This is a genomic window from Pseudomonas guariconensis (assembly GCF_015680235.1).
Taxonomy (GTDB): Bacteria; Pseudomonadota; Gammaproteobacteria; order Pseudomonadales; family Pseudomonadaceae; genus Aquipseudomonas; species Aquipseudomonas guariconensis_A.
This window is the reverse complement of the sequence record NZ_JADLJL010000065.1, coordinates 1-6,763: the sequence shown is the minus strand read 5'-3', so window position 1 is coordinate 6,763 and position 6,763 is coordinate 1. Positions and strand designations below refer to the sequence as shown.

The following is a 6,763-nucleotide window of genomic DNA, read 5'->3' as shown; positions in this document are numbered from 1 at the left end:
GGGCTGCTTCGCAGCCCTTTCGCGGCGCGAGGCCGCTCCTACACAGGATTGCGTTGCTCGTTGATGAGTATCTGAAGAACATGCCCACCAAAGAATCCCACCCCAGCGACCTGATCCGCGCCCGCGACCTCGAGGGCGTCGATGTCTGGGCGTTGCCCAGCTTCGATCCGGAGCCGGAACCTGAACCGGAACCCGAGCCTGAACCTGAGGCCGTCGAGGAAGAAGTCGAGGAAGTGCCGCTGGAGGAAGTCCAGCCGCTGACCCTCGAGGAACTCGAGGCCATTCGCCAGGAGGCCTATAACGAAGGCTTCGCCACTGGCGAGCGCGAGGGCTTTCACAGCACCCAGCTGAAGGTGCGCCAGGAGGCCGAAGCAGCCCTGGCGGCCAAGCTGCAAGGCCTGGAGCGGCTGATGGGCCACCTGCTCGAGCCGATTGCCGAGCAGGACGAGCAAATCGAAAAGAGCCTGGTTCACCTGGTGGCGCACATGGTGCGACAGGTGATCGGCCGTGAGCTGCGCATCGACTCGAGCCAGATCACCCACGTGCTGCGCGAGGCGCTGAAACTGTTGCCGATGGGCGCCGAGAACATCCGCATCCACCTCAATCCTCAGGACTTCGAGCAGGTCAAGGCCCTGCGCGAGCGTCACGAGGAGCGCTGGAAACTGCTCGAGGACGAGGCCCTGCTGCCAGGGGGCTGCCGCATCGAGACGCTGCACAGCCGCATCGACGCGACCATGGAAACGCGCACCGAGAAAGCCTTGGCGCAATTGTTCGACCAGTTGCACGAGCAAGGTCTGCACCCGGCCGCGCCGGACCTTTCGGTCGACCTGGAGCACGGCGATGCGTCTTGAACGCACCAGCTTCGCCAAGCGCCTCGGCAGCTATGCCGGGGCGGTGAAGCTGCCAGATCAGCCGATCGTGGAAGGCCGCCTGTTGCGCATGGTCGGCCTGACCCTGGAGGCCGAGGGCCTGCGTACGGCCGTGGGCGGGCGTTGCCTGGTGATCAACGATGACAGCCATCACCCGGTCCAGGTCGAGGCCGAGGTGATGGGCTTTGCCGGTTCGAAGATTTTCCTCATGCCGGTCGGCAGCGTCGCCGGCATCGCCCCGGGCGCCCGTGTGGTGCCGTTGGATGACGGTGGTCGCCTGCCCATGGGCATGAGCATGCTCGGGCGGGTGCTCGACGGTGCTGGCCGCGCCCTGGACGGCAAGGGCGGGATGAAGGCCGAGGACTGGGTGCCGATGGACGGCCCGATCATCAACCCGCTCAACCGCGACCCGATCAGCCAGCCGCTGGACGTGGGCATTCGCAGCATCAACGGCCTACTCACCGTCGGCCGAGGCCAGCGCCTGGGCCTGTTCGCCGGTACCGGCGTCGGTAAATCCGTCCTGCTGGGCATGATGACCCGCTTCACCGAAGCCGAGATCATCGTGGTCGGCCTGATTGGCGAACGGGGCCGCGAGGTGAAGGAGTTCATCGAGCATATCCTTGGCGAAGAAGGGCTCAAGCGCTCGGTGGTGGTAGCCTCGCCCGCCGACGATGCGCCTTTGATGCGCCTGCGCGCAGCCATGTACTGCACGCGTATCGCCGAGTACTTTCGCGACAAGGGCAAGAACGTGTTGTTGCTGATGGACTCGCTGACCCGTTTCGCCCAGGCGCAGCGGGAAATCGCCCTGGCCATCGGCGAACCGCCAGCCACCCGCGGCTACCCGCCGTCGGTGTTCGCCAAGCTGCCCAAGCTGGTGGAGCGGGCAGGTAACGGCGAGCCTGGGGGCGGTTCGATCACCGCGTTCTACACCGTATTGTCCGAAGGCGACGACCAGCAGGACCCCATCGCCGACTCGGCGCGTGGAGTGCTCGATGGCCACTTCGTGCTGTCCCGGCGGCTGGCCGAAGAAGGGCATTACCCGGCCATCGATATCGAGGCTTCGATCAGCCGGGTCATGCCCCAGGTGGTCGATGCCGAGCACCTGCGCGAGGCGCAGAAGTTCAAGCAGCTGTGGTCGCGCCTGTCCCAGAGCCGCGACCTGATCAGCGTGGGGGCCTATGTCGCCGGCGGTGACCCGGAAACCGACCAGGCCATCGCCCTGCAGTCGCGGCTGGTGGGCTTCCTGCGCCAGGGCTTGCAGGAGGATGTCGGCATGACACAGAGCCGCGAGCAGCTTCACGGCATCTTCGCCGCGCCCGTGGGAGGCTGATAGATCATGGGCCTGCCCAGTCGAGCCGCGCGTCTGGCACCGGTGGTGAACATGGCCGAGGAGGCCGAGCGCAAGGCCGCCCAGCGCCTGGGGCATTTCCAGCAGCAGGTGGCGTTGGCCCAGGCCAAGCTGGCCGAGCTCGAGCGTTTTCGCGAGGACTACCAGCTGCAGTGGATTGACCGCGGTGGGCAAGGAGTGAACGGCAACTGGCTGGTCAATTACCAGCGCTTCCTGGGCCAGCTGGAAACCGCCATGACCCAGCAGCGCCAGAGCCTGACCTGGCACCAGAACAACCTCAACAATGCCCGCGACACCTGGCAACAGGCCCATGCCCGGGTGGAAGGCCTGCGCAAGCTGGTGCAGCGCTACCACGACGAGGCCCGACGCGCCGAGGACAAGCGTGAGCAGAAGTTGCTGGATGAGTTGTCCCAGCGCTTGCCGCGCGAGCGGCATCTGTAACGCGTTTCGGCCCCATCGCGGGACAAGCCCGCTCCCACAGAATTTCGCAGCCCGCCAAGGCGGCTGAACACCTGTGGGAGCCAACTGTCTTGAGTTGCTTGCCCCGGTCCTATCGCTGGCAAGCCAGCTCCCACAGGTACGGCGGTGTCTCTGAAAACAGCGCAGGCCTGGTGGGAGCGGGCTTGTCCCGCGATGGGGCCCGCAAGGCCCCCGCAAACCCAACTTGCGGACACCAGGCCCGGCTGCTACACCTTCTAGGATCGTATTCGCCATCTTCATCGAAGGAATCGCTGGCATGGCTGTGGAGTCCGATTTTTCACAGGACGAGAAAAAACTGACGATCAAGGTCAAGGGCCGTTTCGATTTCGGCAGGCATCAGGAATTTCGCAATGCCTACGAACGCCAGCCCGTGCGGCCGCATTCGGTGGTCGTCGATCTCAGGGAAGCCACCTACCTCGATAGCTCCGCCCTGGGCATGCTGTTGTTGCTGCGTGACCACGAAGGCGGCGAAGATGCCTGCATCAGCGTGATCAATACCAGCCCTGACGTGCGCAAGATCCTCGCCATCTCCAACTTCGAAAAGCTGTTCGATATCAGCTGAGCCCATCATGCCGGCCGAACGGGCGCTGAGCGTGTTGGTTGCCGAGGACGGCGCGGCGGACCGGCTTTTGCTGGCGCAGATCGTCCGGCGCCAGGGGCATGAAGTCTTCACCGCGCAGAATGGCGCCCAGGCCGTGGCGATGTTCGCCGAGCAGCGTCCCCACCTGGTGTTGCTCGATGCGCTGATGCCGGTCATGGATGGCTTCGAAGCGGCGCGGCAGATCAAGGCACTCGCCGGCGAGGCCTTCGTGCCGATCATCTTCCTCACCTCGTTGAACGAAGAAGACGCGCTGGTGCGATGCCTGGAGGCCGGTGGCGACGATTTCATGGCCAAGCCCTACAGTGCAGTGATCCTGGGTGCCAAGATCCGCGCCATGGATCGCTTGCGTCGCCTGCACGCCACGGTGCTGGAGCAACGTGACCAGATCACCCGGCATCACCATCACCTGCTCAACGAACAGCGCGTGGCCAAGGCCGTGTTCGACAAGGTGGCCCATTCCGGTTGCCTGCGTGCGCCCAACATCCGTTACCGGCAGTCGCCCTACGCCTTGTTCAACGGCGACCTGCTGCTGGCCGCCTATACCCCTTCCGGTGACATGCAGGTGCTGCTCGGCGATTTCACCGGCCACGGCCTGCCTGCGGCGATCGGTGCGATGCCGCTGGCCGAAGTGTTCTATGGCATGAGTGCCAAGGGCTATGGCGTGGCACACACCTTGCGCGAGATGAACGCCAAGCTCAAGGGCATCTTGCCAGTAGACATGTTTTGCTGCGCAGTAATGCTCAACCTGAGTTTCGAGCGCGGCCGGGTGGAGGTGTGGAATGGCGGCATGCCGGACGCCTACCACCTGTCGGCCACCGGTGAGGTGTTGGCGCCGCTGGTGTCCCGTCACCTGCCGTTGGGGATCCTGGCACCTGATCGGTTCGACGACAGTACCGAGGTGTTGCCGCTGGCGGTCGGCGAGCGATTGCTGTTGCTGTCTGACGGCGTGGTCGATACGTGTGACGACCAGGACGAGCTGTTCGGGGTGTCGCGCCTGCAGCAGGTCATGGCGGGCAAGGGTGACTCGGCCCGCCTGCTCGATGACATCATGCAGGCCCTGGAGCGTTTCGGCGGGCGCCCGCGGGACGATATCAGCCTGTGCGACATCGGCATGATCGAGCCGCAGCGGCACGGGCCGATACCGGCGGACTACGCCGACAATGGCCATGGCAGCCCGCTGAATTGGTCGCTGCACTTCGAGTTGCAGGCCGAGAGCTTGAAACGTTTCAATCCCGTGCCATACCTTGTGCAGCTGCTGCAGGAAGTCCATGGCTTGCGGCCAAGCGGCGGGCTGTTGCATACCGTGCTCAGCGAACTGTACGCCAATGCCCTGGAGCATGGCGTGCTGGGCCTGGATTCACGGCTCAAGCGCAACGCCCAGGGTTTCGCCGAGTATTACCGCCAGCGTAACCTGCGCCTGGGGCAACCGTTGGATGGCTTCGTACGCATCGACCTGGAAGTTGAACCCTTGCCTGAAGGTGGGCGTCTGACGGTAGAGGTACGCGACAGTGGCGCGGGTTTCGACGTGGCGCGGGTGATGTCCATCCAGCCTGCCGAGCAAGGGCTGAGTGGGCGGGGCGTACAACTGGTGCGCAGCCTCTGCCAGGGCGCCGAATGGCTGGAAGGCGGTCGTTGCGCGCGAGTGGTATTCTGCTGGTAAGTGTTCGGCGCGGGCCCTGCGCACGCTACAATCGAGCTTGATCAAGGAGTGAACAAGTGACTGACATGCACATCGATCAGAAGATCCTCGCGGATCTGCAAGAGGTCATGGAGGATGGTTACCTGCAACTGCTGGAGACCTTCCTCGAGGATTCCGAGCGGCGCCTTAACCAGCTGCATGGGGCCAGGAGCACCGAGGAGCTGGGCCAGGCCGCGCACAGTTTCAAGGGCAGCAGCAGCAACATGGGCGCTGTTGGGCTCGCCGAACTGTGCCGCGAGCTCGAGGAACGGGTGCGGCAGCGGCCCTTGTACGGGATCGAAGACCTGATCAACCGTATCGACCAGGAATACCTGGAGGTGCAGCGCTTCTATCGCGGTGAGCGACAACGTATTTCCGCCGGCTGAACAAACCTGGCGCGAGTCTTGCCTGTCTTTGCCTGGACGATTCCACGATTTCCGGCGCGGAGACCTTTCAATGCCTGTCGCACCCAACCCACTGTTGCAAGCCAATGCCCTGGCCAAACCGACGCGCGCCAGCGCCGCAGCGGCCGACAAGCCGCAATCGGCGGGCAATCAGGGGGCAGGCTTCGACCAGGTCATGGCGCGCCAAGGGCATGATGACAAGGCAGCCCAGGCCAAGCCGAAGGACAAGCGTGACGATGCCGCTGGCGGCAATGTACAGCCCAAGGAAGCGCAACCGGTTGCCGAAGCCGGCAATAGCTTGCCAACTGCCGACTCGGCGCAAGACACGGCCGATAGCAGTTCCCTCGATGCCAGCCTGGTGGCTGGTCAGGTCACCGACGCGCAGCCCGGTGCGCAGTTGATCCAGGCCCAGGCCGAAGCGGTGGCGCCAGTACTGCAGGCGGCTGCGCAGTTACCGGCGCAGCCGTTGCCCGAGGAGCAAGCGGATGCCCAGCCGTTCGATCCCGAGGCAGACCCACTGGCCAACCTGCCGACCCTGCGCCTGGCCCTGGAACACACGGCCCAGGCCAAGGGTACGACATCCGCCCATGCTGCCGCCCCAGGCGATGCGGCCCAGGCCGAGGATGGCCAGGCCTCCGTCAATACCTTGGCGAACCTGGTCGACCCGGTGGAGGCCGAACGCGGGCAGTCACAGCCGGGCGACAAGGCGTTTGGCGAATTGCTCGAAGATGGCCTGACGGACATCAAGGGTGCCGGCAGCGACACCCGCGTCGATGACTTTGCCGACCGCCTGGCCAGCCTGACCCAGGCCGTCACGCCGAAAACCGCCAATGCCGTGCCGGCCAGCCCGCTGCACCAGCCGCTGCCGATGAACCAGAACGCCTGGGCCGAAGGGCTGGTGAACCGGGTTATGTACCTGTCCAGCCAGAACCTGAAGTCCGCTGATATCCAGCTCGAGCCCGCCGAACTCGGCCGCCTGGACATCCGTGTCAATGTCGCGACGGACCAGTCCACCCAAGTCACCTTCATCAGTGGCCATGCCGGTGTGCGTGATGCCCTGGACAGCCAGGTGCATCGCCTGCGCGAACTGTTCGCCCAGCAAGGGCTGGCGCAGCCGGATGTGAATGTCGCCGACCAGTCTCGGGGGCAGCAGCAACAGTCGGGGCAGCAGGACGGTTCGAACCTCTCGGGCGTCGCGGCGCGGCGTGCCATGGCCGGGGGCGGCGAGGAGGGTGAAGTGGCCGAGGCGTCACGGCCGATCGAGCCGCAGGTGGTCATCGGCGACAGTGCGGTGGACTACTACGCCTGACATGCCGGTTGACGCAATCGCGGGACAAGCCCGCTCCCACAGGATTTTAAGCGCCTGTGGGAGCGGGCTTGTCC

7 protein-coding genes are annotated in these 6,763 nt (G+C 65.0%); all 7 read left to right on the top strand.

Going from position 1 to position 6,763, the window contains the following annotated elements; genetic code table 11:
- Positions 1-80 precede the first annotated feature (80 nt).
- The 7 genes from fliH (at position 81) to IRZ56_RS22765 (ending at position 6,689) form a co-directional block, all read left to right on the top strand.
- On the top strand, positions 81-851 hold the full coding sequence (fliH, locus tag IRZ56_RS22795; RefSeq protein ID WP_196147013.1) for a flagellar assembly protein FliH: 771 nt from the start codon (positions 81-83) through the stop codon (positions 849-851).
- A complete protein-coding gene (gene fliI, locus IRZ56_RS22790) occupies positions 841-2,199 on the top strand; it encodes a flagellar protein export ATPase FliI (RefSeq protein ID WP_196147012.1) in 1,359 nt (452 codons plus the stop codon). The genes fliH and fliI overlap by 11 nt, the downstream gene beginning before the upstream one ends.
- Positions 2,200-2,205: 6 nt before the next feature.
- Positions 2,206-2,658 carry a flagellar export protein FliJ gene (gene fliJ, locus IRZ56_RS22785; protein ID WP_196147011.1) on the top strand — a complete coding sequence of 151 codons (453 nt, stop codon included), beginning with the start codon at positions 2,206-2,208 and terminating at the stop codon, positions 2,656-2,658.
- Between the two features lie 295 nt (positions 2,659-2,953).
- Positions 2,954-3,259, top strand: coding sequence for an STAS domain-containing protein (locus IRZ56_RS22780; protein WP_196147010.1), 306 nt, complete (start codon positions 2,954-2,956; stop codon positions 3,257-3,259).
- A gap of 7 nt (positions 3,260-3,266) precedes the next feature.
- Positions 3,267-4,958 carry an ATP-binding SpoIIE family protein phosphatase gene (locus IRZ56_RS22775; RefSeq protein ID WP_196147009.1) on the top strand — a complete coding sequence of 564 codons (1,692 nt, stop codon included), beginning with the start codon at positions 3,267-3,269 and terminating at the stop codon, positions 4,956-4,958.
- Between the two features lie 56 nt (positions 4,959-5,014).
- On the top strand, positions 5,015-5,362 hold the full coding sequence (locus IRZ56_RS22770) for an Hpt domain-containing protein (RefSeq protein ID WP_196147008.1): 348 nt from the start codon (positions 5,015-5,017) through the stop codon (positions 5,360-5,362).
- A 70-nt stretch (positions 5,363-5,432) separates the two neighbouring features.
- Positions 5,433-6,689: a flagellar hook-length control protein FliK gene (locus IRZ56_RS22765; RefSeq protein WP_196147007.1), complete on the top strand. Its 1,257-nt coding sequence runs from the start codon at positions 5,433-5,435 to the stop codon at positions 6,687-6,689.
- The last annotated feature ends 74 nt before the right edge of the window (positions 6,690-6,763 follow it).